23 protein-coding genes and 1 pseudogene are annotated in these 24,705 nt (G+C 55.4%); 12 read left to right on the top strand and 12 right to left on the bottom strand.

Going from position 1 to position 24,705, the window contains the following annotated elements:
- Positions 1-89: 89 nt before the first annotated feature.
- The 4 genes from NSQ80_RS20410 to NSQ80_RS20395 all read right to left on the bottom strand — a co-directional run bounded on the left by NSQ80_RS20410 (position 90) and on the right by NSQ80_RS20395 (position 5,815).
- Complete coding sequence (locus tag NSQ80_RS20410; RefSeq protein WP_260070162.1) at positions 90-1,493, bottom strand: NAD-dependent malic enzyme; 1,404 nt, start codon at positions 1,491-1,493, stop codon at positions 90-92.
- Positions 1,494-1,496: 3 nt separating this feature from the next.
- Positions 1,497-2,765 (bottom strand): Glu/Leu/Phe/Val dehydrogenase, encoded by a 1,269-nt coding sequence (locus NSQ80_RS20405; protein ID WP_339300643.1) that lies wholly within the window; start codon positions 2,763-2,765, stop codon positions 1,497-1,499.
- Between the two features lie 531 nt (positions 2,766-3,296).
- Positions 3,297-4,865: an L-glutamate gamma-semialdehyde dehydrogenase gene (gene pruA, locus NSQ80_RS20400; RefSeq protein WP_339300641.1), complete on the bottom strand. Its 1,569-nt coding sequence runs from the start codon at positions 4,863-4,865 to the stop codon at positions 3,297-3,299.
- Positions 4,866-4,900: 35 nt separating this feature from the next.
- Positions 4,901-5,815: a proline dehydrogenase family protein gene (locus NSQ80_RS20395; RefSeq protein WP_323078127.1), complete on the bottom strand. Its 915-nt coding sequence runs from the start codon at positions 5,813-5,815 to the stop codon at positions 4,901-4,903.
- 230 nt (positions 5,816-6,045) lie between these two features.
- Between NSQ80_RS20395 and NSQ80_RS20390 the strand changes: the two genes are divergently transcribed.
- The 3 genes from NSQ80_RS20390 (at position 6,046) to NSQ80_RS20380 (ending at position 10,229) form a co-directional block, all read left to right on the top strand.
- On the top strand, positions 6,046-7,884 hold the full coding sequence (locus tag NSQ80_RS20390) for a sigma 54-interacting transcriptional regulator (protein WP_339300639.1): 1,839 nt from the start codon (positions 6,046-6,048) through the stop codon (positions 7,882-7,884).
- A gap of 178 nt (positions 7,885-8,062) precedes the next feature.
- Positions 8,063-8,698, top strand: coding sequence for a copper amine oxidase N-terminal domain-containing protein (locus tag NSQ80_RS20385; RefSeq protein ID WP_323078126.1), 636 nt, complete (start codon positions 8,063-8,065; stop codon positions 8,696-8,698).
- A gap of 112 nt (positions 8,699-8,810) precedes the next feature.
- Positions 8,811-10,229: a hypothetical protein gene (locus NSQ80_RS20380; RefSeq protein ID WP_339302196.1), complete on the top strand. Its 1,419-nt coding sequence runs from the start codon at positions 8,811-8,813 to the stop codon at positions 10,227-10,229.
- Between the two features lie 465 nt (positions 10,230-10,694).
- On the opposite strand, the gene NSQ80_RS20375 is transcribed toward NSQ80_RS20380, so the two are convergent.
- On the bottom strand, positions 10,695-11,369 hold the full coding sequence (locus tag NSQ80_RS20375; RefSeq protein WP_036644286.1) for a hypothetical protein: 675 nt from the start codon (positions 11,367-11,369) through the stop codon (positions 10,695-10,697).
- 490 nt (positions 11,370-11,859) lie between these two features.
- Between NSQ80_RS20375 and NSQ80_RS20370 the strand changes: the two genes are divergently transcribed.
- From NSQ80_RS20370 to NSQ80_RS20350, 5 genes are read left to right on the top strand one after another with little or no spacing between them, the layout of a single operon-like run.
- A complete protein-coding gene (locus NSQ80_RS20370; RefSeq protein WP_036644144.1) occupies positions 11,860-12,063 on the top strand; it encodes a hypothetical protein in 204 nt (67 codons plus the stop codon).
- A 31-nt stretch (positions 12,064-12,094) separates the two neighbouring features.
- A complete protein-coding gene (locus tag NSQ80_RS20365; RefSeq protein WP_260070169.1) occupies positions 12,095-12,859 on the top strand; it encodes a hypothetical protein in 765 nt (254 codons plus the stop codon).
- Positions 12,856-14,058, top strand: a complete 1,203-nt coding sequence (locus tag NSQ80_RS20360) for a glutathionylspermidine synthase family protein (protein WP_009223542.1) — start codon at positions 12,856-12,858, stop codon at positions 14,056-14,058. Before NSQ80_RS20365 ends, NSQ80_RS20360 begins: the two co-directional genes overlap by 4 nt.
- Positions 14,059-14,700 carry a hypothetical protein gene (locus tag NSQ80_RS20355; protein WP_009223543.1) on the top strand — a complete coding sequence of 214 codons (642 nt, stop codon included), beginning with the start codon at positions 14,059-14,061 and terminating at the stop codon, positions 14,698-14,700.
- On the top strand, positions 14,697-15,089 hold the full coding sequence (locus NSQ80_RS20350; protein WP_036644146.1) for a DUF350 domain-containing protein: 393 nt from the start codon (positions 14,697-14,699) through the stop codon (positions 15,087-15,089). The genes NSQ80_RS20355 and NSQ80_RS20350 overlap by 4 nt, the downstream gene beginning before the upstream one ends.
- Before the next feature lie 15 nt (positions 15,090-15,104).
- On the opposite strand, the pseudogene NSQ80_RS20345 reads toward NSQ80_RS20350, so the two are convergent.
- From NSQ80_RS20345 to NSQ80_RS20335, 3 genes and pseudogenes are all read right to left on the bottom strand, one after another.
- A pseudogene (locus tag NSQ80_RS20345) lies at positions 15,105-16,117 on the bottom strand (MFS transporter); the annotation flags it as partial.
- A 221-nt stretch (positions 16,118-16,338) separates the two neighbouring features.
- Positions 16,339-16,521 (bottom strand): hypothetical protein, encoded by a 183-nt coding sequence (locus tag NSQ80_RS20340; RefSeq protein ID WP_036644291.1) that lies wholly within the window; start codon positions 16,519-16,521, stop codon positions 16,339-16,341.
- A gap of 61 nt (positions 16,522-16,582) precedes the next feature.
- On the bottom strand, positions 16,583-17,044 hold the full coding sequence (locus tag NSQ80_RS20335) for a MarR family transcriptional regulator (protein WP_009223547.1): 462 nt from the start codon (positions 17,042-17,044) through the stop codon (positions 16,583-16,585).
- Positions 17,045-17,207: 163 nt separating this feature from the next.
- On the opposite strand from NSQ80_RS20335, the gene NSQ80_RS20330 reads away from it, so the two are divergent.
- Together NSQ80_RS20330 and NSQ80_RS20325 are read left to right on the top strand one after the other, a co-directional pair.
- The gene (locus NSQ80_RS20330) at positions 17,208-17,690 is read left to right on the top strand and encodes a glutathione peroxidase (RefSeq protein WP_009223548.1); all 483 of its coding nucleotides are present in this window, start codon (positions 17,208-17,210) and stop codon (positions 17,688-17,690) included.
- Between the two features lie 176 nt (positions 17,691-17,866).
- Complete coding sequence (locus NSQ80_RS20325; RefSeq protein WP_323078120.1) at positions 17,867-18,553, top strand: hypothetical protein; 687 nt, start codon at positions 17,867-17,869, stop codon at positions 18,551-18,553.
- Between the two features lie 378 nt (positions 18,554-18,931).
- Here NSQ80_RS20325 and phnE (NSQ80_RS20320) read toward each other — a convergent pair whose 3' ends face one another.
- The 4 genes from phnE (NSQ80_RS20320) to NSQ80_RS20305 form a co-directional block, all read right to left on the bottom strand.
- Entirely contained in the window at positions 18,932-19,744 is an 813-nt protein-coding gene (gene phnE, locus NSQ80_RS20320; RefSeq protein WP_009223550.1) for a phosphonate ABC transporter, permease protein PhnE, read from the bottom strand.
- Positions 19,741-20,694, bottom strand: a complete 954-nt coding sequence (gene phnE / locus NSQ80_RS20315) for a phosphonate ABC transporter, permease protein PhnE (protein WP_339300633.1) — start codon at positions 20,692-20,694, stop codon at positions 19,741-19,743. Before phnE (NSQ80_RS20315) ends, phnE (NSQ80_RS20320) begins: the two co-directional genes overlap by 4 nt.
- Positions 20,694-21,494, bottom strand: a complete 801-nt coding sequence (phnC, locus tag NSQ80_RS20310) for a phosphonate ABC transporter ATP-binding protein (protein WP_339300631.1) — start codon at positions 21,492-21,494, stop codon at positions 20,694-20,696. The genes phnE (NSQ80_RS20315) and phnC overlap by 1 nt, the downstream gene beginning before the upstream one ends.
- A 111-nt stretch (positions 21,495-21,605) precedes the next feature.
- The gene (locus NSQ80_RS20305) at positions 21,606-22,622 is read right to left on the bottom strand and encodes a phosphate/phosphite/phosphonate ABC transporter substrate-binding protein (RefSeq protein WP_339300629.1); all 1,017 of its coding nucleotides are present in this window, start codon (positions 22,620-22,622) and stop codon (positions 21,606-21,608) included.
- Positions 22,623-22,803: 181 nt separating this feature from the next.
- On the opposite strand from NSQ80_RS20305, the gene NSQ80_RS20300 reads away from it, so the two are divergent.
- Positions 22,804-24,483 (top strand): bifunctional UDP-sugar hydrolase/5'-nucleotidase, encoded by a 1,680-nt coding sequence (locus NSQ80_RS20300; protein ID WP_339302195.1) that lies wholly within the window; start codon positions 22,804-22,806, stop codon positions 24,481-24,483.
- A 20-nt stretch (positions 24,484-24,503) separates the two neighbouring features.
- Positions 24,504-24,647 carry a class I SAM-dependent methyltransferase gene (locus tag NSQ80_RS20295; protein ID WP_157273307.1) on the top strand — a complete coding sequence of 48 codons (144 nt, stop codon included), beginning with the start codon at positions 24,504-24,506 and terminating at the stop codon, positions 24,645-24,647.
- Positions 24,648-24,705 lie beyond the last annotated feature (58 nt).

Here is a 24,705-nt window from a genome sequence, read left to right as displayed (position 1 = left end):
TGATTTGGGAACATAATAAAGCCCTTGCTGCCAAAGACAGAAGGGCCAAAAGGGAAGTATAGCAGGATGAGGTATCCACTTACGCGGCATCACCGGAAATCCGGCGGAATGCGCCGGGACACACCGGTGGCAATGGCCGCGTTGATGACGGCTTTGCGCACGAGCGGGACGACCTGATCATTAAAAATACTCGGGATGATATACTGCTCGTTCCGCTCCTCGTCAGTAACGGCGGAGGCGATAGCTTGTGCTGCGGCCAGCTTCATCGCTTCGTTGACCACGCGGGCCCGACAATCGAGCGCGCCGCGGAAGACGCCGGGGAACACAAGCACGTTGTTGATCTGGTTCGGATAGTCGCTTCGGCCGGTCGCGAAGACAGCTGCGTGAGCCAGCCCTACCTCCGGATCAACCTCCGGGTGCGGGTTGGCGAGGGCAAACACGATCGGCTGCTCGTTCATCGTCCGCAAATGTTCACCGGTCAGCAGATTCCCCGCAGAGACGCCGATGAACACGTCAGCACCAGGCAGGACATCTTGCAGCGAGCCGGGCTGACTTTCCACCTGAGGCTGCTCCGCGAGCCACTGCCACATCGGGTGGCTGTACGTTCCACCGCGGACAATCGCTCCCTCCTTGTCCACCGGCACAAGCTTAGTTACGCCTGCGGACAGCAGCATTTTGCAAATGGAGACACCCGCTGCCCCAACACCGCTTACCACGACCCGCACCTCGGACATCGATTTGCCGACGACCTTCAGCGCGTTAATTAACCCGGCGATCACGACCACCGCTGTTCCGTGCTGATCGTCATGGAAGACCGGGATGTCCAGTTCCTCCGCCAGCCGCTGCTCAATTTCGAAGCACCGGGGGGAGCTGATGTCCTCCAGATTGATGCCGCCAAAAATCGGACTGATCGCTTTAACGGTACGAATGATTTCTTCCGTATCGCTCGTATCCAGGCAGAGCGGAAAAGCATCAACCCCGGCCAGCTGCTTAAACAGCATCGCCTTGCCTTCCATCACCGGCGCCGCGGCGTACGGACCGATATCGCCAAGCCCCAACACGGCGGTTCCGTCCGTGATGACCGCCACCGTGTTGCGTTTAATCGTCAGCGAAAACGCCTTGTTTCGACTTTCGTGGATCGCCGTGCAGATTTTGGCGACCCCTGGCGTATACACCTGCGACAGATCGTCGCGGTTGCGAATTGGCATCGTTGGCTCGATGGCGATTTTACCGCCGAGATGCATGAGAAACGTGCGATCGGAGACGTTGATCAGCCGGACACCATGCAGCTTGCGAAGCGCCTTGACGAACGCCGTTTCGTCTTGGTCGCCCGTATCGACGGTAATGTCGCGTACCGAAGATCCTTTAGCCGAGGAGATCACGTCGATCGACGTAATGTCGCCTCCGGCACCGCTCACCGCAGCAGCGACATCGCCGAAGCTGGCCTTCTTATGGTCGAGCTCCAATCGGATAATAATTAACGTACGTGCCATAACTTAAATCCACCCCCGCCATTTTACCGCCTCGGTCATTCGCTTCAGCCCCACGATATATGCGGCAAGACGCATGTTCACCCGGCGTGTCACCGAAGTCTGATAAACCTTGTGAAAAGCGTCCACCAACAGCTGCTCCAGCTTCGCGTTCACTTCCTCCAGCGGCCAGTAGTAACCCTGATTGTTTTGCACCCACTCAAAATAGGATACGACCACGCCGCCCGCACTCGCTAGGACATCCGGCACAATCAGAACCCCGCGCTTGGACAAAATTTCCGTTGCTGCATACGTCGTTGGACCGTTGGCCGCTTCGACGATCAGCTTAGCTTGGATGTGCGGCGCATTTTCCTCGGTGAGTTGGTTTTCGATCGCAGCCGGCACGAGGATATCGCATTCCTTCACAAGCAGTTCCTGATTTGTGATCCGGTTGGAGTAGAGGTGGGTCACCGCGCCAAAAGAATCCCGCCGATCCAACAGCTCGAGGATATCGAGCCCGTTTGGATCGTACAGCGCGCCGCGCGCATCCGCAATGCCAACGATGATGGCCCCGGCGTCATGCAGAAACTTCGCCAGGTAGCTGCCGGCATTGCCAAAGCCTTGGATGATGACCCGCGAGCCTTCCACCGCCATGCCGGCCATCTTTGCGGCCTCCTTCAGCACGATCGTGACGCCAAGGGCTGTCGACGATTCCCGTCCGTAGGAGCCGCCGAGCACCAGCGGTTTGCCGGTGATGAAGCTGGGCGAATCGAATTCGCGGATCCGGCTGTACTCGTCCATCATCCAGGCCATCACCTGCGAATTGGTGTACACGTCAGGCGCCGGGATATCCTTGGTCGGCCCAACCAATTGGCTGATCGCCCGGACGTACCCGCGGCTTAAGGCTTCCAGCTCGCGCATCGACATCGTCCGCGGGTCGCAGGCGATTCCGCCTTTACCGCCGCCGTAGGGCAGCGACACGATGCCGCATTTGATGCTCATCCACATCGACAAGGCCTTCACTTCCTCCGCCGTCACGTCGGGGTGGAACCGCACGCCGCCTTTGGTCGGCCCGACCGCGTCATTGTGCTGAGCGCGGTAACCGGTAAAGACCTGGACCGAGCCGTCGTCCATCTTCACCGGAATCCGTACGGTCAGCATCCGCAGCGGCTCCTTGAGCAGGTCAAACATCTCCGGCGGCTCGTTCATCGTCTGGAGCGCCATGCGAATGACCTGTTGGGTGCTGGTCAAAACGTCCATATTTTCCGAAAGTGTTCGTTTCCCGTTCATAATCATGGGTTACCCTTCTTCCGTCCGTATTGGAGAAATATTTGAAGTTTGCTAAGTTCGCCGCCGCAGCTCTAACGCTTGCTTCTGTAGCTCTAACGCTTGCTTCTGTAGCTCTAACGCTTGCTTCTGTAGCTCTAACGCTTGCTTCTGTAGCTCTAACGCTTGCTTCTGTAGCTCTAACGCTTGCCACAAACCTTATTGCAGCAAAAATCGCCTATTTGCGAATCTAACGCTGATCACGGAGCTTATTTCACCATTTTTCGGGTGAATTGAGGTGTTTTTGCCCAAATAGCGTGGCTCAGCGTCGTTAGAATTTTTGACATGCCGTTTTTTACAACAATAGCGTTCTGTATCAGCGTTAGAGCAGGGAGCACCGGCCTCGCGATCAACGAGCAAATGACCAAACGAGCTAGAGAGCAAGAGACCAAACGACCAAGCGAGCAAGCGAACAAGAGAGAAAATTATTGCGAGCAAAAGAACAAGAGAGTAAGAGATCGCGAACAAGAGAGCAAAAGAGCATCCAGCAATCGTCATCGCCTACAACTTCCGGGAAGTCAGCTTGGCTTGGGTGAACAGCAGCAGGTAGTCATAGCCGCCGGCTTTCGAGTCGGTTCCCGACATATTAAAGCCGCCAAACGGGTGGGCGCCGACCAACGCCCCGGTGCATTTGCGGTTCACGTACAGATTGCCGCAGTGCATTGTTTCCAGCGCTTCGCTGATGCGATCCTCATCCCGGGAAAAGAACGACCCCGTCAGCCCAAACTCAGTATCGTTGTACAACGCGATCGCTTCGCGCCAATCCTTCGCTTTGCCGATCGCCAGCACCGGCCCGAAAATCTCCTCCTGCATAATCCGCGCCTTCCCATCAACGCCGGCGAACACGGTGGGTTCGATATAATAGCCGTTGCCTTCGGCTTGCTGTCCGCCGGTAAGGAGCTGCCCTTCCTGTTTGCCGACCTCAATATAATCGAGGATTTTGCGGAAAGAAGCCTCGTCGATCACCGGTCCAACCGCTTTATTGTGCTCGGGGAGGCCAATCTCCAGCTGCTTCGTCAAAGACACGACTTTCTCCACCACTTCGTCGTAGACGGACTCTACGATGAAAGCGCGGGATCCGGCGGAGCATTTTTGTCCCTGGAACCCAAAAGCTGAGGTCACGATGGCCTGAGCAGCCGCATCCAGATCTGCAGTTTCATCAACGACGATGCCGTCCTTGCCGCCCATTTCGGCGACCAGCCGCTTGATCCAGATCTGCCCGGGTGCCGTATCGGCTGCCAACTTGCTGATGCGCAGTCCGACCTCCTTCGAGCCGGTGAAGCTGATGAACCGGGTTTTCGGGTGCGTGGTCAGATAATCGCCAACCTCAGAGCCGCTGCCGGGGATGAAGTTCAGCACTCCGGCCGGCAAGTCAACCTCCTCCATCAGCGCAGCGAACTTGTAGGCGATGACCGGGGTGTTGGAGGCGGGTTTGAGCAGCACGGTGTTGCCAGCCACAATCGCCGCCGAGGTCATGCCCACGCAGATCGCCAGCGGGAAATTCCATGGCGGAATGATGACACCAACGCCGAGCGGGATGTAGGTCAGCCGGTTTTGCTCCCCCGGGACTGGCGTCAGCGGCATCGTTTCGTTGATCTCGCTCAGGCGGATCATTTCCTGTGCGTAAAAATTCAGAAAATCGATCGCCTCCGCCGTATCGGCGTCCGCTTCAGCGTAGTTCTTGCCGGCTTCGAGCACCATCAGGGCGGAGAACTCATGCTTCCGTTCGGTCATGAGCTTGGCGGCTTTCAGCAGGTACTGTGCGCGTTCGCGGGGCGGCACCTTTTTCCACGATTCAAACGCCGTGAGTGCAGCCTGCATCGCTTTCTCGGCCAGCTCCTGATCGGCTTTGCTGACCCAACCCATCGTTTCATCGAGATTGCCGGGGTTGATTGAACGGATTTTGGCCTCCGTAAAAATCTTCTCACCGCCGATCTGCAGCGGAATCTCCCGTCCCAACTCCGATTTCACTTGGGCAATCGCGGCTTCCATGGCCTGGCGGGCCGGTTCCTGACTAAAGTCGGTAAACGGTTCGTTGCAGAAAGCTTCCAGTTTTGCCGTTGTGCTCATAGGGGCGCGCTCCTTACGAATAAGATTTTGGATATTTACTTAAATAAGTTCTTTAAGACAAACCATACATTGGCGGGACGCTCCGCGAGGCGGCGCATAAAGTAGCCAAACCAATCGCTGCCAAACGGGACGTACACCCGAACCTTGTAACCTTCGCGAACGAGCGCAAGCTGTAAATCTTCGCGAATGCCATATAACATTTGAAATTCGTAGCGGTCCGGCGGAATGGCTAAATCTTGAATTGTTTTCTTAGCGTAGTCGATAATCTGGGAGTCATGGGTTGCTATGGCGGCATAACCGCCGTTCATCAGGTGGGTAGAGATGAGGCGTTTGAAATTTTCGTCGACGTCCGGCTTGGCCGGGTATGCGACTTTCGGCGATTCCTTGTAAGCTCCCTTCACGAGGCGAAGGTTCGGCTTAAGGGGCTTCAGATCCTCGACGTCTTCCAGGGAGCGATAAAGGTAAGCTTGGATGACGATGCCAACGTTGTCGATTTGTTCGCGCAGTTGCTTGTAGATCGAGATGGTTTTTTCACAGTGGGCAAAATCCTCCATGTCGATGCGCACAAACAATCCGTACATTCGGGCCCGGTTCAGGATCGTGGTCAGGTTACGTAAGCAGATTTCGTCGCTAATCCCAAGCCCCAGCGAAGTGAGCTTCAGCGAGAGATTGGCTTCGACTCCGGCTTCGTTGATGGCGTCCAGCGTCTTGAGGCACATCCGCATGGATAGTTCTGCTTCGGCTTCCGTGGACACGAACTCGCCGAGATGATCGAGGGTGGCTACCCGACCAGTCGCATTTAATGCGCGTACAGCTTCAATTGCACCATCAATGGTTTCTCCGGCCACAAACCGACCGGCACCAAAGCGCAGTCCGTATCGGCGGGCCATACGTCCCACGGATTGGCTTTTGGCGAAGGATTGAAACAGGGTGCGGAGTAACGCGTCCATAGGCATCCATCCTTTTCCATTTCTCATTGTACACAAAATATACAATATTTTAGATTTTTGAACAATATAAGTTGAAAAAATAAACAAAAAAATTTTAAATTAAAGAAAAAATGTTCAATATTGAACAGTTCCAGGCTGAGTGAAGGTGCAATCTTTATGACGGGAATATTGAACCTCGCCTGCTTTCGTGTTAGATTTACAAGTAAAATTTCATTACGCGTGAGGTAATTATGTTTAATCATGAACGGATATCCTTCCGGCAGGACTTGACCCGTTTCAAACCGGAAGAAAATACAAGTGCATTACTTGCAGCGTTACAGGGCGGTCAGGCGGCGGCAGTCGAGCTGGACGGAGCGTTGTATCTGTTGACGCCGGATGATGCCGGGCGGCTTGAAGCTTTTGGCGAAGGGAGTATCGGCAAAGGACTGCGGCTTGACGGGATGAAGTTTGTCGTTTCGGTTGTGTTCAAGGAGTCGGAGCTGGCGCTTCCGATCAGCGAACTGGCATCCCGATGGTCCGGCGCAGATACGAGCGGGCGGCCGGCGTTGGTGGTCAATGATGGACAGGAGCCCGTTGGGTATCTTCCGATGATCGACCTGCTTAAAATAGCGGCGGACCGGCAGCAGCGGGCGGAGGCGTATTTTGACGCCCTGCTGGAGACGGTCAGTGATGCGGTAACGGTCGTGGACCGCAACGGTACGGTGATCGGCTGGAACACGGTGGCGGAAGAAGTGTACGGGATCGCCAAAGCGGACATCGTTGGCCGCACGATCGGTGAGCATTTTGATCCCGACGCATTGGTTGTGCTGGGGATTCTGGATGAAGGCCGGCGGCTGCGCGGGGCCTACCATCGTCCGCGGGAAGGCACGCATGTGCTGATCAATGCGTCGCCGATCGTGGAGCCGGGCGGGGGGATTATCGGCGGCGTGGCGACCGAGCAGGATATTACGCATCTTGTGAAGCTGAACGACGAATTGACGGTAGCGACGTCCCGTCTGTTGACCCAGCGGATCGGCGACGAGGATCCGTTTGGCTTAATCAGCGGGCGTGGCGAAAGCATGGGCAAAGTGATCAAACTGGCCAAAAAGCTGGCCGAAACCGACTCCACCGTGCTCCTGATCGGGGAGACTGGAGCGGGCAAGGAGCAGCTGGCCAGGGTGATCCATCGCGCCGGCGCGCGGCCGGAGGGGCCGTTCCTGTCGCTGAGCTGCGGGGCCGTCCCGGCGGGATTGGTCGAAGCGGAGCTGTTTGGCTATCAAGGCGGCGCCTTCTCGGGACAGCCGTCGGGTCAGGCTGGTCGGCTGGAGGCGGCGGACGGCGGCTCGATTTTTTTGAATGAGATTGAGTGTTTACCTTTAGACGTACAGGAGAAGTTAGCTCATTACATCAAGCACCGGACGATCACGCGGATTGGGGCCGCGGAAGCCGTGCCGGTATCAGTGCGAATCTTCGCCGGCACCAGCCAGGATCTGGGCCAGCTCGTGCGGGAGGGCAAATTCCGTGCGGATTTGTATTACGCGCTGAACGTGGTGTCGCTGAAGGTGCCGCCGCTGCGTGAGCGTCGGGAGGACCTGGGGCCGTTGGTGCAAATGTATTTGCGCGTGTATTCGTTGCAGTATCAGAAGCCGCTGCCGGCCGTTTCGCCGGAGGTGATGCTGGCGTTTGCGAATTACGACTGGCCGGGAAACGTAAGCGAGCTGCGGGCGGTGATCGAGCGCTGTGTGATTTTAAGCGAGAACGAGCAAATCACGCTGGAGCACTTGCCGGAGGTGTTGCAGCAGCGGCAAGCTCAGCTGGAGTTCGCAGCGGCGGACTCTGCGGTGGGCATGCCGGTTGGCAGCGGAGCCGTTGCCGGTTCCGACTTCGGGCGGGGAACGAAGCTGTCCTCTGTGGAACAGGCGGATCGTCTTGACAAGATGCTGCGTCCGCGCATCACCCCCGAAGAGGAAATGGAGCTTATGAAGGAAGCGCTGGAGCGAACGGCGGGGAATAAGAGCAATGCAGCCAAGCTGCTGGGTATTTCCCGTGGGACGCTATATAAAAAGATTCGAGATTATAATTTGGTATAGCCATTTTTTCAGAACAGGCGGGGCCTTTGTGATAGAACACAAAGGCCCCGCTGCTTTGAGTAATCTATAGAGTGTATTCCTCATAAAAGGCAATTTTTGGCCTTAGTAAACATTCCCTCAATATTATATACATGGTACTATTACCTTGGAATATTATACTAAATGGGGGATTCTATCAATGAAAAAGAAAGTGTTACTCAGTTCTTTTTTACTATTATTTGTTTTGTCTAGCACTGTAGCTAATGCACATCCAGGTCGAACGGATGCTAATGGCGGTCATACGTGTCGGACAAATTGCGCAAAATGGGGATTAACAACGGGCGAATATCATTACCATAATGGGGGAAGCTCTTCTTCTAGTTCTAGTAAGAAATCCTCTTCTTCCTCCTCATCCTCTAAAAGTTCTACCAAACACTCTTCCAAAGGTTCCTCTGCCCCCAAATCGACAGAGCCAACCTATAAGAAATCTAAACTGACTGTATTTATTAATGGGGAGAAAGCAAATTTTAATAGTGATTTAATCATTTATCAAAATACAAACATGGTTCCTCTGCGTGAAATTTCTGATCTACTAGGTGCAACCTTTAATTATGATGCCAAAAGTGGTGTCATTACTGTAAGTAAAAATTCTAATAAGGTCACATTTACAATAGGAAGCAAAAAAGTGTATTACAATGGGGAAGCTGAAACGATTAATGTGGCTCCAATGATTGTCAAAGGAGTCACTTATGTACCGTTGCAAAGCCTTGTTAAAGGTCTTGAAGCGAGCTTAAAGGCGGATAATTCTAATAAACTTAGTATCACAATTAAGTAACATGTAAAGTAACCATGAATCGGTTGCTCTATACCTCGACATGGGCCGAACCCTTGCTTGGGCTCCTGCATAGCATATAGCACACTTGCAGGAAGAGGGGCGTGACTCCATGATAGGGATAGAGTTGTCGGCGATTCACTATGTGTATCTGGCGTTTATCGTCTTCATCATGGCGTTGTTGATCAAGCGGCGCGATACGACGATGATTTGTGTGGCGGGGATTTTTACGTTGGGTCTGCTTGCGACACAAACGCTCAGCGGCTCGATTTCGGGCATCTTTAATTCGTTTATTTATGCGACCAAGGAGCTAATGGGGACGATCATGATCATCTCGATCATCGTGGCAATGAGTCGGGTGCTGATCCGCACGGGCATCAATGAAACGATGGTGTCCCCTTTGACGCGGTTTATTCGCACGCCATCGATGGCGTATTGGGGCATCGGGATTATCATGCTGGTGACTTCGCTGTTTTTCTGGCCCTCTCCTGCGGTTGCGTTGATCGGCGCCGTTTTGCTGCCCGTAGCGATTCGCGTTGGGCTGCCGGCGTTGGGGGCGGCGATGGCGATGAATTTGTTTGGGCATGGCATCGCCTTGTCCGGCGACTATATCATCCAGGGAGCGCCGAAGCTGACGGCGGACGCCGCGGGCCTGCCCGTCTCCAGCGTGATGTCGGCCAGCGTGCCGCTGGTTCTCGTCATGGGCCTGGTGAGCACGGTGACCGCTTTTTGGATGATGCGCCGTGATCAGCGGAACGGCACGTGGCGCGACGGCCTGGTGGCCGGAAAAGGCACAGGTGGTGTGCTTAGCGAGGATCGTCCGACGAGCAAAGAGGATCGCGCAGCCATTTCCCCTCAAGCGAAAAAATGGCTGGCCCTCCTGATCCCGCTGCTGTTCGCCGCCGACGTCGTTGCCATGTTCCTGCTGAAATTGCAAGGCGGCGATGCGACGGCGCTGGTTGGCGGCACGGCGGTGCTGATCCTGATCGGCGTGACGCTGCTGGCACACCGGAACCGGGGCCTGGAGAAGGTCACTTCGTATTTGATCGAAGGGTTGACCTTCGGCTTTAAGGTGTTTGGCCCCGTGATCCCGATCGCCGCGTTCTTTTATCTTGGCGACGCGGCGTTTCAGGAGCTGTTCGGGCAGGTGCTGCCCGAAACGTCGCATGGGATCGTGAACGACCTCGGCGTGGCATTGGCCGACGTCGTTCCGCTGAACGGCATCATCGGCGCCGTGACCCTCGCCGTTACCGGAGCGATCACCGGCCTGGACGGCTCCGGCTTCTCGGGCATATCGCTGTCCGGCTCGATCGCCCAGCTGTTTGGCACCGCCATCGGCTCCGGCACGGCCGTGTTGACGGCGCTGGGGCAGGTCGCCGCCATTTGGGTCGGCGGCGGCACGCTGATCCCGTGGGCGCTCATCCCGGCCGCCGCCATCTGCGGCGTGAGTCCGTTCGAGCTGGCCCGCCGCAACCTCAAGCCGGTGCTCATCGGCCTCGCCGTGACCACCGTGGTGGCGATGTTCCTGGTGTAACACCAGGGAGAGTATTTGGTTTGTGCTCGGTGAAGGAGGCGGGGGCCGCCTCCTTTGCTTTTTTGGCGGGGATAGTCCTTCTCTAACCTGTGCCGACACCCGCCCAAATCTGTGCCGACATCCCGTAAACTAATTTAGCTCCAAAACCTACCGTTAATTTCGCAAGTTTGAGCTCTCCGCACAAATTACATGTAAAACCCACCGTTATTTTCGGCATATTTGCCCCATATCGCGGTTTTTGGCTAAATTAACAGCAGGATTTACCGCTAATTGTGACAAAACCCCGCGATCCGCCTAAATTAACAGTAGCTTTTACCGTTAATTCATTTAGCCCCATCCCCCCGTCCACTTTATCCCGCCACATTACCTCCTGATCACTCACTAATCACTCACTAATAACTTTCTAGCCACCCCCTCACTGCCCCTCATTCCGGTCATCCCACCGTTCCACTACAGCACCCTCCATCACAAATAGTTCACCACCCCACGCACCAGCTCATATTTGACGATGCGTTCCCCCTTTCCGCGGTAAACCGGTCTCATCCATCCTTTAGCAGTAACTTTCTGCAGCATTTGAACCGCCGTTTTATGGTTTAACTCGAAATGACGTTCGACATCCACCGGACGAATTGGTCGTGCGAGCTGCACGGCAAGCCGGATGAGCTCCTTTTCCGCCAGCAAACCGCGCGTCACGGGGATATGTTCCGGGTGGTATCGGCTGAGCACCATGCGCAGCAGGTTGATGCAGAGCTCCGGGCGTTGCTCAACGTCGTCGTACGCGAAGGAGATCACCTGGTAGCCCATGGCGTGCAAGAACGTTTCGCGGTTAAGTTCGTGGCAGTATTTTTGCCGGTCCATGTCGCGGACGTGTGTAGCGTAGCCCTTAATCTCAAATAGCAGCTTTAACTCTCCGTTCCCCGGCAACCAGGCGAAGTCGGCAAAGTACGATCGCCCCCGCCAATCGCTGACCTCGTATTCCGGATGAAGGTCTTCAAAGTTGCTGCGCAGCGGCCACCATACATTCCGCAGGAACAATGCTTCCGCATGGGCATGTCCACGTTCGAGCCTGCCTCGGCGTTCCCCGGATCTCCGGGCCAAATGATACTCCAGAAATGCCGTGTACTTTTCCTCAAAACTCATAGAACTCATCAGCCAATCGCCTCCTCCAATAAAAAACGCCCCGCATTAGCCCTTGCAGTTTGATCCTTAATCGCCAGGCGCGCCATCAACCTAAAGGTCATGGTGCCAGCCCTTGAATTTGGTTCAAACTTGAGCTATACGGGACGTGCTTCGTCTTAGCTTCAGTATAGTGCCGGCAGATGGTTCCGTCCAGCGTGGGAGTACGTTAGGGATATGACCCACAGATTAATGGTGCTCGCGCCCACCCATTTTAACATTGCATTTCTCCAGTAACGGACGTAAGCTAACGGAAGGGTTTTCCAACTGAGAATTTCAACTGTTGCTTAGCGGGTTGTTTACGGTCACCTGGCGCCGAACCTTAGAGCTGAACAAGTCCACTCCCTGGTTCATTCCCACCTTCTCCCTGCATAAAGGATGAAACGAAGCGGGAATGTGCGCGTAACAATATTTAGTGTGTATAACGAAAGGGTGAACTGCATTGGAGAACGGCATGAGTGTGAAGTTGTACGAAAAATTGCCGGACGGCGAGCTGCGGGAGCTGGAAGAGCGCGTCTGGAACGCTAATATGGTCGCTGCGTTGGAGCATGTCAACTATTTGGTCGTCGGCAACCGGGAGTTTGAAACGGTGGAAGGTCGGCTGAATGTCGACGAGGGCAAGCTGGAGCTGCTGCTCGTTCCGGTTGTGCACGAATAAGCTGAGTTTTTTTCGTAGGAGGTTATGGGTCTTGGCAAAAGAAGAGGAAGCCACACGAACGGAAATCACTGCCGCACAAGAGACAACGGCGAAGGAGCCGTTCGCATCCAAATTTCTGACCCCGGAAGGGAAGCCGATCCGCGTCTTGTCCACCTCGCTTGGCATCGCGCTGTTGGCGAACGCGTTTCTGATTCCGGGGGCCGGGGCTACGGCTGCGGGGAGCGATACGTCGGCCGACGAACCGAAGCTCGTTGCCTGGTCGACGGAGGAAGTAAAGCAATATTTCGACAAAAATGTAGACTGGAACATCCCGCTTCCGGCGGAGGAAGATGAAGAGGCATCTGGGGAGACCTTGGGGGGCGGCAGCGCGGACGGCGCAAACGCCTCAAACGGCTCCGGAGGCACCACCGTCATCAATCATTACGGCGGGGGATTCGGTTGGGACGATATGCTGCTGTATCACCTGCTGTTCAACAGCGGGTCCAGCTATTCGTCCAGCCGCTGGTATGACAACCACCGCGGGTATTATGCCGGAACGTCGACGCCGTACAAGCCGAAAACGTACTCCAGCGAGACGTTCCAAAATAAACAGATGGCTGGCTCCGTCGTTCGTCCGAAGACTTCGACCTCGTCGACCGGCTCCATCGTCCGGCGCTCGACCTCCTCGAAGGCGGGCGGCATCGGCGGGAAATCCAGCTCGCTGGGCTCGTCGTCGAGTTCCTCGTCCGGCTCTTCCAAGAGCTCGATTTCCGGTTCGAGATCCAGCGGTACCAGCAAGGGGTTCTTCGGCGGATGACGGACGGGAACAACATTTTCGAAGTCGTGGGCCGGCCGCATCCTGACCGGAGCGAGCGGGTGGCGAAGCTGGCCGAGCTGGGGTTTACCTGGGCGGATCTCGAGGAAGAGGAGTATTGGATCGATCAGCTGGTGTTGATGCCAAAGGAGACCTATGCGGAGCTCGAGCAGGCCGCCGCTGCGCTGTGGCGCATTCTCGACAAAGCCGCACGCTACGTCCATCGCCGGCCGGATCTGTATGAGCTGATCGGGATTCCGCCGATTCTGTGGACGATGCTTGATGAGCTGCCGATCCCGGAGCCGGGATTGATTAGCCGTTATGCGCGGTTTGATTTTGCCGTGGCCAACGACGGCACGATCAAGCTGCTGGAGCTGAACGCGGATACGCCGACCGGTTACGTCGAAGCCTCGATCGCCACCCCGTGGCTGATGGAGCAGGCAGGATACGACTCGCCAAATGCGCGGATGAAAGACCTGGTCGCGGAAGCCTGGGCCATCGAGCGGCCGGATACCGTGGCTTGCGTCGATTACGGCTGGCATCTGGAGGATTCCGGAACGATTGAAGCGTTGGGACGGCACAGCGGACTGGATTTGTACTATGAGGATTGCCTGGAGCTGTGGATTGACGAAGGCACCCTGAAAAATAAGGACGGTCGTACCATTGAGCGCATGTTCGCGTTGTACCCGAAAGAATGGATGGCGGTGGACGATGCCGGCGAGGCGCTCAGCTACGCGATTGAAACCGGTCGCCTGACCATCTTCAACGGGCCGCACAGCATTTTGCTGCAATCCAAAGGCTTGCTTGCCGCCGTCTGGGGGCTTTACGAGCTGGGCTTGCTGTTTGATGCGGAGGAACGCCAGGCGATAGCGAAGTACATGCTGCCGACCTACAACAAGCCAGTCTTCGCCGGCGGCTTCGTATCCAAGTCGATGTTTGGGCGTGAAGGCGGTTCTGTCCGCTTGTTTGATGAGGAGGGCCGGCTGGAGCTGGAGGATCAGGAGGGCTTTGACAGCAGCGTCTTGTTCCCTACGGTGTATCAAAAAAGAGCCGAGCTGGCGCGAATCGATACCGTCTTCGGCGAGCGCCATTTGCTGACCGGTCTGTTCGTCCTGAACGGGACGCCTTGCGGCTTGTTGGGGCGGGCCGGCGGACCGATTACGGGCAATACCAGTCATTTTATCGCGTTAGGAGTGAAATAGATGCATAGTTCGAAGCAGCCTTGGGCGCGGCGTTTCCTCGTTACGTTGATGCTGGTGTTGTCGGTGGGCTTACTTGGAGCCTGCGGGGATACGACCAGCGTCTTCTCTACCGAGAGCGGCTCGGGGTCGGAGTTAACGACCGCTCGCGTACCTTGGGATTATAAAATCGTGGAAGCGACGGTCGGCGATCTGGTGGGCAGTGATATGACGATTTTGCCCGATAACGATCTGCTGCCGAATGACAACAATTACGCCACTGGGGATAAAATTTGGATCCTCCAGTTTATGGACGCCGAGTTGACCACGGACGAAAACCAGAAAAACGAAGTGCGCTTATCCTCCTGGACGACGCTGAAGTCTTATCCGGATCAGGCGTCTGCCGAGAAAGACCTGACCGAGCTGAAGGTATCGGTTACGACCGACGTCGACCTAGTTGGCGTGTACAAAACGGAATACCAAGGCAAAACACGGTGCTTCGCCGTGTTGGAGCTGCCAACCGGGAACCGGATCAAGCAGCCGATCGACGAAGAGCGGTATGCGGCATTAGAGAACGCGAAGACGGTGTCGGTTGTGCTGGAGGAAGTGCATGATTTTGCCGATTATGATTTGGCGTTTGCGAAATTTCGGGGGTGGGCGAATTGACGATCGTTATCAATATTGTGGTTAGTGTCGTCGTGATGATTTTGCTGCAATTGCTGGGGATGGTGGTCTTCAATTGGATGACCCCGTACCGTGACATGGAGGAGTTGAAAAAAGGCAATGTCGCCGTAGCCCTGGCGCTGGGCGGCAAATTCCTGGGCACGGCGATCATTTTGGGGGTGTCCGCCTTTACGAACACTTCCATACTACATATGGTCCTGTGGTTTGCCGTAGGTTATGTGTGCCTTGTGGCGTCGTACTGGATTTTTGAACTGGTAACCCCAGGATTTAAGATTTCCGATCAGCTGAAGCAGGGGAACGTTGCGGTAGGCACCTTGCTGTGCTTGGTGTTTATCGGCATGGCGTTTGCCGTGAGCAGCCTAATTATCTGAAGCAGGGAACAAAGTCCCGTCCGTGATCCAGCCGATCAGATAGTTGCCGATGACATTGCCCACCACCATCAGTGTAACGATGAAGGTAATGGCGGAATCGCTGGAAGAGCGATACTTCTTGGCGATCAACGCTATGACGGTCGGATAGATCGGGGTGATACCGATGCCGGCCGCTGCGAACAGGAAAGCTCCGGGTTCGCCAGCCCAGATGGCAACAAAATCAAGGAGAGCGTAAACCCGATCTTATCGGTAACCGGTCCCACCGCCAGCCGCGCGAACGTAAAGCAAAGGAAAAAAGCGGACAGCATCCCGGATGCGATTGTGGTGTTCCAGTGATATGCTCTTTCCAAAAAATTAACCAGCCAGCCGCCTACCGCCAGCTCCGACACTACGCCAAACGAAAGCACCAGCACGATCAACCAGATCGCCGGATCGTGCATCAGCTGTGTGAACGGAACCCGCTCGCCGCCCTGTTCTTCTTCGCCGGGGAACCGGCTTAGCAGCGTTGGGATCATCGGGATCACCGAGAGGGACAGCATGATTAAGTACATGCCGCTCCAATCAAGTGTATGCCCGCCAATCGAGACGGTCATCAGCCCCGAGGCGATCAACGGTGCTACCGTTGAACTCAGCCCGTAGAAGAAGTGGGCGAGGTTCATCATCGTACCGGTGTTGCCGACAAAAATGCGGGCGGCCAAGATAGCGAGCGCGATCTCGAGCATCCCGTTGCCGATGTACATCAGGAAATAGGAGCCCGATAACGCCGGGAAGCTGCATGATGCAAAGATGAGGATCCCAGCCGCGGCCATGGAACCAAAGGCGAGCATCGTCACCGTTTTGGCGCCCCATTTGCGTGTTAAATAAGCCGTGAAGGAGCAAGCCAGCAGATACCCCAGCGAGTTGAGCGACAAGAGCGTGCCAATCTGCATCTCGTCGAGGCCGAAGTCGGTTTGGATGCGCGGGATCGCGGGTCCTTTAATATTTTCCGAGAAGCCAAAGATCAAGAAACCGATAAAGACCGTTAACAGTTGGAATACATAATTTCGTTTGGAAGAAGCGGCGCGGGGGTTGGCGTCGGCGGAAGCGGCCGGTGTTTTCTCCGCATCGAGCTGTGTTTGCGCTTTCAAGGGGAAGCCCTTCTGATGTCAGGCAAATCGTAACACACTTTTGGGCTTCGATCTATCCCCGGCCCCCAAAACACCCGCCTACCACACGCTTGTTCAGCGGCGTAAACGGGTGCTTTACCATCTTAATGGTTAATATCGCATTTGTTCATGATAAACTTGATTTGGTTTTCGAGCCGGTTGATTTTCTCCTGCGTCTCCTGATCGGCGTGGCCCAAGCCTCGCATCTCGGCAAGTTCTTGCTTCAACCGGTGCAGGTCCTCGCCTGCGTTGGCGCAGTTATAGTCACTCTCGAGATTTTCCAGCATGCTGATCTCCTCCATTGGTTACTCCGTGATTCTTTCCTATTATGGAGGGTTTAGGTTGGGCTTATTCAGATTGTTCGGGTTGAACGGAGCCGCCGCCAATTTTGCGGAGAAACTCGTTGATGTGTCGGTGCATGGAAATGACGTCCTCCACCTCGGCATGGGTGCCTTCAAACAGCCGCATCGGTACGGTGCAGGCTTTGTCCTTCAAGGCTTTGCCCTCATCGGTTAACGCGATGATGACGTTGCGTTCGTCGGATTTGTCGCGCGTCCGGGTGACCAGGTTCATGTGCTCCAGCTTTTTGAGCAGCGGAGTTAAGGTGCCCGAGTCAAGGTATAGCATCGAACCCAGCTCCTTCACCGTGATCCCGTCCCGCTCCCACAACGCGAGCAACGTAATGTATTGCGTATAGGTCAAGCCGAGTTCCGACAGCAAAGGCCGGTACAGCTTCATAATCTCCCGGGAGCAAGTGTAAAAAGCAAAGCAAAGCTGATTCTCCAGCTTCAACATTTCGTCTGTATTCATCCATATCCACCTGCCATTTAATTGCATACAATGTAATTGCTGTTGAGCCATTATAGCATTGCTTCTTCTTTTACGTAAAGAGAAGAGGTCGAAATTGACACGCACATAAAGATTGTATACAATTAAATTACACTTAATTAAATTGGTGTTGGAGGTGCCATGGATGTCATTATTCGATATTGAAGTCAAAACAATTCAAGGCCAAGTGCAAACGCTGGAGCCTTATCGCGGCCAAGTGATGCTGATTGTGAATACGGCGACCAAATGCGGGTTTGCTCCGCAATTTAAAGGGCTGCAGAAGCTGCACGATACGTACAAGGACCAAGGCTTCACGGTGTTAGGTTTTCCTTCAAGCCAGTTCGCCAACCAGGAGCTCGGGACAGATGAAGAGGTGGCACAGGCTTGCGAGCTGAATTTCGGCGTGTCGTTCCCGTTATTTTCGAAAATCGATGTGAATGGAAAGAACGCTCATCCGCTGTTCAAGCATTTGACCAAGGAAGCCCCGGGCTTGCTGGGCTCCAAGTCGATCAAATGGAACTTTACGAAGTTCCTTGTGGATCGGGACGGCAAGGTCGTTAAGCGTTTCGCACCAACAGATGAACCTGAGAGCATCGAAGGGCAGATTCGCGAGCTGCTTGGGGTTTAAGTCAACGTGGCGCAGCGCGGAAACGACCGAGATCCTATTGCGTAACTTTTTCTCCTGTGTCACACTAGTATCAATAGAGCAACTTACGTGAGGCAAAGCCTGCCCCGTTTCCTTTCTAAGATGGAGAGGAGCGGGGCTTTTTATTTTTTACTATGGATATGTAGGGAGGGTTTCAAATGGGATTCGAAGCGGAACATGATACCTGGCTGCAAGAGCATATGAAACGAAGAACGGGGGAGCGCCTGGATGCACTTCGGCGAGGGCATGGTTATGGGAATCGGTTGTTCGTCGAGCGGATTTGGTGGCCGCTGGTGGGACACTTTGACGGATTGCATCCCGAATACGAGGTGAAGGATTGGCGGGGGAGATCCTACTTTGCAGATTTTATGTGGGAGGTTGGAACTGCACGGGTCGTGTTTGAAATTATGGATTACGGCTCTCATGGCACGGATCGAACGAAATATCGGATGGATTTGAACAGGGGGCTGTTTTTGCAGTCCCAAGGCTTTCAGATCTACTACATTGCATTGGATGAGATGAAGGAGAACCCTGCGTTTATCCTCTCCTCCTTGCGGAGTATTCTGGCACCGTATTTATCTGTCGTTCAGGGGGGATCCCTGGATGTGACGCCGCGGGCCTACACTAAGATTGAAAGGGAGCTCATGCGTGCCGCCATTCGCCATCATCGGGTCATTCGCCCAACCGAGGTGGCGCGAGAACTGGAGCTGCACACGTTGACAGTCATTAAGTACTGCCGAATCCTCGTGGAAAAAGGGAAGTTCCGCGCCATAGCCAAAGGGAGCTCCGGACGCGTCACTTCATATGAGTATGTGGGTTCGTTGCTGAGCCCGGATTTGGTGTGATTGGCGGGGTGGCGCTGATTTGGGGAAATGTATTCGAAAAATCATATACATTTGGGCCTCAGTGGATGGAAATGGCCCAATATATATGAAAAATCATATATATTAGGCCGAATTGAGAGCGAAGTGGTGAAATGTATTCGAAATTTCATATAGAATGAGCGATTTGGCGGGGATTCGAGGAAATGTATTCGAAAAATCATATAGAATGAGGGCCAGATCCAGCATCAGTTCAGAGACGGCGTCAGCACCAGAGCGGAACAAGAGCTGCACCAGAGCGACACCAGAACCCACGCCAAGGCCAGGTCCATACCAAGACCTAGTTCAAGCTTAGGGCAAGACAAAGTATACTGGCCGGGGATGGCTGCTGATGATTTAGGGCTAGACCAGCTTCTTCCGCAGGTAACCGGACATCCAGTCCACGAGAGTGATCATCGCGATGATTCCGAGCAGGATGATGCCAACGCGCTCCCAATCCCGCGAGCTCAGGGCGAAGATCAGCGGGGTGCCGATGCCGCCGGCACCGATGACGCCAAGGATCGTCGCGGAGCGCAGGTTGATCTCGAACCGGTACAGCGTGTAGGACAGGAATCCCGGCAGCACTTGGGGGAGCACAGCAAACCACAGGATTTGCAGGCGGTTCGCCCCGGCTGCGATCAACGCTTCGGCGGGACCGTGATCCATGTTCTCGATTTCGTCGGCGAACAGCTTGCCGAGCATGCCGACCGAGTGCAGCCCAAGCGCCAGCACACCAGCAAAAGCGTTAGGTCCCACCGCTTTGATGAACAGCAGCGCCATCACGATTTCCGGGAAGGTGCGGACAAAGCTGAGCAGCATTTTGCCTGAGCCGGATACGAAACGCGACTTGCCCCGATTGGCCGCCGCCCAGAAGGCGAACGGCAGGCAGACCAGTGTGGAAACGAACGTGCCCAGGATCGAGATGGTTAGGGTCTCCAGCAGGCCGCGCAGCAGATCCTCCCCGTCCGGCAAATAGACGTAATCCCAATCTGGCGAGAACAAGCCCGAGAGGATCGACTTTGTAATTTGGCCGGCCGTTTGTTTGATTCCGTCAAATGGGATTCCAGCAAAAGCCCATACATAGAGAAGAAGGAGCAGGATATAGATCAGCCAGCGGTAACGGTTCTTTTTGGGCTTCGGCACTTTGTGCTGCCAAGTCGTTGTGTTTGTCGTCATAATAATTTCTCCCGCAGTTTAGTGCTTGCATAATCGATCAACAGGACGACCGCGAGCGTAAACAAGATGATCATGCACGTCTTGTCATACTCCAGGAAACCTAAAGTGACTTCGTAATAATGTCCGATCCCGCCGGCCCCAACCAGACCCAGCACCGCCGCGGCGCGAATGTTAATTTCGAACGTGTACAACACGTAAGAAATAAAATGGGCCTGAATCTGCGGCACAACGCCAAAGGCGATCCGCTGGACGGGCGTGGCCCCGACGGCCGTCATCGCTTCCAGCTGCCCGCGGTCAATCGTCTCCAGCGCTTCGTACGTCAGTTTGGCGATCAGGCCAAACGAGAAGACGGTCAGCGCCATGATGCCGGGAAGCGGGCCGAGTCCAAAGATGGCGACGAAAATGGCCGCCAGCAGCAGGTCTGGAATCGTTCGCACGAGGTTCAGTAAGAAGCGGACGGGCTGGTAGATCCAAGCGCTGCGGCTGAGGTTAGAGGCGCAGAGCAGCGCCACCGGTACGGCGAGGATCGCGCCAGACGTCGTGCCGATCAGCGCCATGCGGATCGTCTCTAGCATCGCCGGAACGATATTGTCGAAGTAGCTCCACTTCGGCGGGAACATCTCCCGCAGCAGATCCAGCATGTTCGGCGAGCCCTGGATCAGCTTGCCCCACGAGGCGTCGGTGTCCACAGCGCTGCCCCACAGCAGGAGCAGAATGATCACAGCGGTCAAATAATGCCTCAGCTTGCTGGGGGCCTGGGGCCAATTCTGATTAAAGCCGGCTTGGCCGGACGGGTTAGTGCTTAGACTGGCGTTAATGTTAGCGTTGGTGTAGGCGTTAGTATTGGTCTTAGTGTCGGCGCTCGTACTGACATGGGCATCAGCGCTAGGAGCAATATTTGCTCCAGCTTTGGCCTTCGTATCGGTGCTTGGACGTGGATTCGTGTGCATCAAGCCTGCGCCTCCAGCACTTGCGGCCCCGGGAGTCGGCTGGCCAACAGCTCTTCCCGGTCGATCGCGCGGCCGTAAATTTCCGCGAACCGCTCGTCCGTCGCCTCCGACACAGGTCCGTCGAAGACAACCTGGCCCGCGCGGAGCCCGATAATGCGCGTGGCATAGCTGCGCGCCAAGTTGATAAAATGCAGGTTAACGACCGTCGTTATGCCAAGCTCGACGTTAATGCGCTTCAAATCATCCATGACCTGCTTGGTCGTCAAGGGATCAAGGGACGCCACGGGCTCGTCGGCGAGGATGATTTTGGCCTCCTGCGCCAATACGCGGGCGATCGCCACCCGCTGCTGCTGTCCGCCGGAGAGCTGGTCGGCCCGGACGTAGGCTTTTTCCACGATGTTCACGCGCTCCAGCGCCTGAAAAGCTAACTCCACATCCGCCTCCGGAAAACGGCCAAACAGGGTGCGCAGCGTGGAATGGTAGCCGACCCGGCCAGCCAGCACGTTGCGCAACACGGAGGAGCGCTTTACGAGATTGAAGCTTTGGAAGATCATGCCGATGTCGCGGCGAATTATCCGCAGCGGCTTGCCGGCGGCTTGCGTGATCGACTTGCCGTCGATGAGGATATCGCCTTCCGAAATGTCGTGCAGCCGGTTGATGGACCGCAGCAGCGTCGATTTGCCGGCACCGGACAAGCCCACGATGGCTACGAATTCGCCGGGCTCGATTTTTAGGTTGATTTGATCCAGACCTTTGGTGCCGTTCGGATACGTTTTTGTTACATTGCGCAGTTCTATCACGTTTGGGCTCCTTTTTCACAAAAAATAATCTGGAAAAACGCACAGCCAGCCGGGAGCATACAGTGCTCCGACTGGCTTGCAGGGGCTATTCGTCAAATTTCGTACAATTGCCTATTCCGTTTTCACTTTCTCGTTATACTCGCGGACGATGTCGAACACGCTGTCGTTGGAATCGACATAGCCTTCATGCGTGTAGATATCCGCGATGATTTGGTGCCCTTCCGGATCTTTGCCGATCTCGATGAAGGCATCCTTCAGCTTTTGCGCCCATTCGGCGCTCATGTCGGAACGGACGGAGATCGTATCGTTTGGAATCGGCTCCGTGTACGTCAGCACGCGAGTGTCTTCGAACACGGTTGGATAATCCTTCACGACCGTGTTCCGGGCATCCTGGAAGATCGCCGCAGCATCGACATCGCCGTTCAGGACCGCGATAACGCCTTGGTCATGGCCTTTCACCGTGATCGGCTCCACGTCGGACAGCGGATCCAAGCCAGCTTCTTGGAGCTTGGCGGCCGGCCAGACATAACCGGCGGAAGACGTTACGTTTTGGTAGGCGATTTTTTTGCCTTTCAGGTCGGCCACGGACTGGATGTCGGAATCTTTCTTGACGATAATCATCGCTTTGTAGAAATCTACCAGTTCATCCGTTGGTGCACCGGTCTCATCTTGTACCCCGAAACGCTGTGCTTGCAAAATGACCTCGGCGGCACCTTTTTCTTTGGCCAGCACGTAAGCCGTGGGAGGCAGGAAGCCGACATCCACTTGCTTGGAAGCCATCGCTTCAATGATCGTATTGTAGTCAGTCGACACGCTGACTTTAACCGGAACGCCCAGACGGTCGGACAGCAGCTTCTCGAGCGGCTTCGCTTTAGCTTCCAGCGTATCAGCGTTTTGCGAAGGCACAAATTGGACGGTCAGCGTTTCAGGAACGTAGCCAGTATCTGCGGACGTGTCAGCCGCATTCGTGGATGCGTTGGATCCGGCATTGGAAGACGCAGCATTCGATTGACCGGATTCGGCCGATGCATTTCCGCTAGTGTTCGCCGGAGCGTTGCTTGCACAAGCGCTCAGGATCACGGAGATTGTCAAAAATAAAGGCAAAACAAACTTACCCATCTTCTTCAAGCGTATGACCTCCACTATTCTCATTTTTAGGTTCGTGACTACTATAAAAAAGATTTATTAACCTGCCGTCAGCGGAATGGTGGAAGTATGTAAAAATTCCATTTTTTCAGGAGTTTACAAAACTCGCGATCTTCGTTGCTAGAATGAGGAGTGCAATGAATTGGAATCCGAGGTGAAGGTGATGGGACAACATACGGAACGTGGTGCTGGTGCGATCTCATCGAGGCAGGAGGAAGTTCTCTGTAAAATCCTGGTCACCAGCGACATCCACGGCTTTATTTATCCAACAGATTACCGTACGACGGAGGAACGGCCGCTGGGTCTGGCCAAGCTGGCTACGCTCATTCGGCGCGAGCGCGCCCATACGCCCGGCTTGCTGCTGATCGATAACGGGGATGCCATTCAGGGGACGCCGCTGTGCACGTTTCACGTCAAAAATCACCCCCACGACGTTCATCCGTCCATCACGGTGATGAACCTGTTGGGGTATGACGCCGCGGTACCAGGGAACCACGAGTTCAATTACGGGCAAGAGTTGCTAGGGAAGGCGATAAAGGATGCCCGATTTCCGTGGTTGTCGGCGGGGATATTGGATGAGGGGTCGGGAGAACCGGCGTTTGGTAAGCCCTACGTGATAAAGACCACCCAGGAGGGCGTGCGAATCGCCATCTTGGGTGTCACAACCCACTATATCCCGCATTGGGAGCACCCCCGGCACATCCCGGGTTGGACGTTTCAGGATGCACTCGAGACGGTGAAAGCCTGGGTTCCCCGCATCCGGGAAGCGGAGCAACCGGATTTGCTGGTGGTCAGCTATCACGGCGGGTTCGAGCGGGATTTGGCGACGGGAGCGCCAACGGAACGGTTAACCGGAGAAAATCAGGGCTACGCGATGTGCCTCGAAGTGCCGGGCATCGACGTGTTGATCACGGGCCATCAGCATCGGATGATCGCGGGCGAAGTCGGCGGGGTCACGGTGCTCCAGCCGGGGACAGGCGGACAAGCGTTGGGGCAAATCACCGTCCGCTTCAAGCGCGGGGCTGACGGACGCTGGATCGTCCGCGAGAAAACGGCGGAGCTGCTCGTTCCGGATGCCGCCGTGGAGGCGGATGCAGAGGTGCTGGAGCTGGTGCGGCCGCTGGAATCGGCTACGCAGGCTTGGCTCGACCAGCCGATCGGCCGGGTGGAGGGGGATATGACGATCGAAAGCCCGCTCGCCTGCCGCTTGGCGGATCATCCGTTTATGGAGTTTGTTAACCGGGTTCAGATGGAGGCAGCTGGAGTAGACGTCTCCAATGCAGCGTTGCTGAGCGAGGCATCCAAAGGGTTTGCCGGCAGCATCACGTTGCGGGACGTGCTGACGAACTTCATGTACCCGAACACGTTAACCGTCCTGCGTTTGACCGGGAAGGATATCCGGGAGGCGCTGGAGCAGACGGCGAACTATTTTGTTATGGGTGAGGATGGCGAAATCGCGGTGAATCCGGCATACTCTCGGCCGAAGGCGCAGCATTACAATTACGACATGTGGGAGGGCATTGAATACGAGCTTGACATCACCCGGCCTGTAGGGCAACGGGTCGTGAAGCTGACCCGGAACGGAGCGCCGCTGCAAGACGACACCGTGGTTGACGTCGTGATGAACAATTACCGCGCCAGTGGGGGCGGCGATTACGAGATGTACCGAGGCAAGCCGGTGATTCGCGAGATCCAGACCGACATGGCGGAGCTGGTGGCGGAGTACATTCAGCGGCACGGTACGATTTATGCGTCATGTGATGGGAACTGGAGAGTGATTAAGGGATCGTCTACCGGAGCTGGCGAAACGGCATTTCGCCCACGCCCACTTCCGCTCCCGTGAGGCAGGCGGTCATTACGGAAATGAAGCAGCTGGAACGGGCCGCTGCCCTTGCGGGAGTGGCTCCGCAGGCCCTCATCAACCCCATCGTTGAGGTGGGAGCGGGTTGGGGAACATTGGCCTTGGCCCTAGCGAAGGCGAATCCGAATTGGAGATGGATTATTTAACGGAGCACGGACTTGCCGGATCCATCGATTAGCCTGAAAAACCGTACCTCTCTGCCGT

Origin of the sequence: Paenibacillus sp. FSL K6-2441 (genome assembly GCF_037964765.1) — a bacterium.
Lineage (GTDB): Bacteria > Bacillota > Bacilli > Paenibacillales > Paenibacillaceae > Fontibacillus > Fontibacillus phoenicis.
This window is presented reverse-complemented; position numbering and strand designations above follow the sequence as displayed.

Bases quoted from the DNA above. Each gene is read 5' to 3' on its own strand.
- NSQ80_RS20410 (WP_260070162.1), bottom strand. From the start codon at position 1,493: ATGGCACGTACGTTAATTATTATCCGATTGGAGCTCGACCATAAGAAG.
- NSQ80_RS20405 (WP_339300643.1), bottom strand. From the start codon at position 2,765: ATGATTATGAACGGGAAACGAACACTTTCGGAAAATATGGACGTTTTG.
- pruA (WP_339300641.1), bottom strand. From the start codon at position 4,865: ATGAGCACAACGGCAAAACTGGAAGCTTTCTGCAACGAACCGTTTACC.
- NSQ80_RS20395 (WP_323078127.1), bottom strand. From the start codon at position 5,815: ATGGACGCGTTACTCCGCACCCTGTTTCAATCCTTCGCCAAAAGCCAA.
- NSQ80_RS20390 (WP_339300639.1), top strand. From the start codon at position 6,046: ATGTTTAATCATGAACGGATATCCTTCCGGCAGGACTTGACCCGTTTC.
- NSQ80_RS20385 (WP_323078126.1), top strand. From the start codon at position 8,063: ATGAAAAAGAAAGTGTTACTCAGTTCTTTTTTACTATTATTTGTTTTG.
- NSQ80_RS20375 (WP_036644286.1), bottom strand. From the start codon at position 11,369: ATGAGTTTTGAGGAAAAGTACACGGCATTTCTGGAGTATCATTTGGCC.
- NSQ80_RS20370 (WP_036644144.1), top strand. From the start codon at position 11,860: ATGAGTGTGAAGTTGTACGAAAAATTGCCGGACGGCGAGCTGCGGGAG.
- NSQ80_RS20360 (WP_009223542.1), top strand. From the start codon at position 12,856: ATGACGGACGGGAACAACATTTTCGAAGTCGTGGGCCGGCCGCATCCT.
- NSQ80_RS20355 (WP_009223543.1), top strand. From the start codon at position 14,059: ATGCATAGTTCGAAGCAGCCTTGGGCGCGGCGTTTCCTCGTTACGTTG.
- NSQ80_RS20340 (WP_036644291.1), bottom strand. From the start codon at position 16,521: ATGCTGGAAAATCTCGAGAGTGACTATAACTGCGCCAACGCAGGCGAG.
- NSQ80_RS20335 (WP_009223547.1), bottom strand. From the start codon at position 17,044: ATGAATACAGACGAAATGTTGAAGCTGGAGAATCAGCTTTGCTTTGCT.
- NSQ80_RS20330 (WP_009223548.1), top strand. From the start codon at position 17,208: ATGTCATTATTCGATATTGAAGTCAAAACAATTCAAGGCCAAGTGCAA.
- NSQ80_RS20325 (WP_323078120.1), top strand. From the start codon at position 17,867: ATGGGATTCGAAGCGGAACATGATACCTGGCTGCAAGAGCATATGAAA.
- phnE (WP_009223550.1), bottom strand. From the start codon at position 19,744: ATGACGACAAACACAACGACTTGGCAGCACAAAGTGCCGAAGCCCAAA.
- phnE (WP_339300633.1), bottom strand. From the start codon at position 20,694: ATGCACACGAATCCACGTCCAAGCACCGATACGAAGGCCAAAGCTGGA.
- NSQ80_RS20300 (WP_339302195.1), top strand. From the start codon at position 22,804: ATGGGACAACATACGGAACGTGGTGCTGGTGCGATCTCATCGAGGCAG.
- NSQ80_RS20295 (WP_157273307.1), top strand. From the start codon at position 24,504: ATGAAGCAGCTGGAACGGGCCGCTGCCCTTGCGGGAGTGGCTCCGCAG.